The organism is Paraburkholderia sp. SIMBA_027 (genome assembly GCF_046535315.1).
In the GTDB taxonomy this organism is placed as follows: Bacteria; Pseudomonadota; Gammaproteobacteria; order Burkholderiales; family Burkholderiaceae; genus Paraburkholderia; species Paraburkholderia tropica.
Genome location: NZ_JAWRWY010000797.1, coordinates 1 through 264 on the forward strand (window position 1 = coordinate 1; position 264 = coordinate 264).

General features: G+C 64.8%; 1 protein-coding gene. It reads left to right on the forward strand.

Going from position 1 to position 264, the window contains the following annotated elements; translation table 11 throughout:
• On the forward strand, window positions 1-264 hold a 264-nt coding region (locus SB764_RS41255), incomplete at both ends, for an ATP-binding cassette domain-containing protein (RefSeq protein ID WP_410866934.1).

The window sequence follows — 264 nt, forward strand, 5'->3', positions numbered from 1 at the left end:
CGAAGAGCGCGGCATCTTCTCGACGCTGACAGTTTCGGAAAACCTGCTGCTGCCGCCAGTCGTGGCGCCGGGCGGCATGACCGTCGATGAAATCTACGAGCTCTTTCCGAACCTTTACGAGCGGCGCGCCAGCTCCGGCACAAAGCTTTCCGGCGGCGAGCAGCAGATGCTGGCGATCGCCCGGGTGCTGCGCACCGGCGTGAAGATGCTGCTGCTCGATGAGCCGACGGAAGGGCTTGCTCCCGTCATCGTCCAGCGCATCGG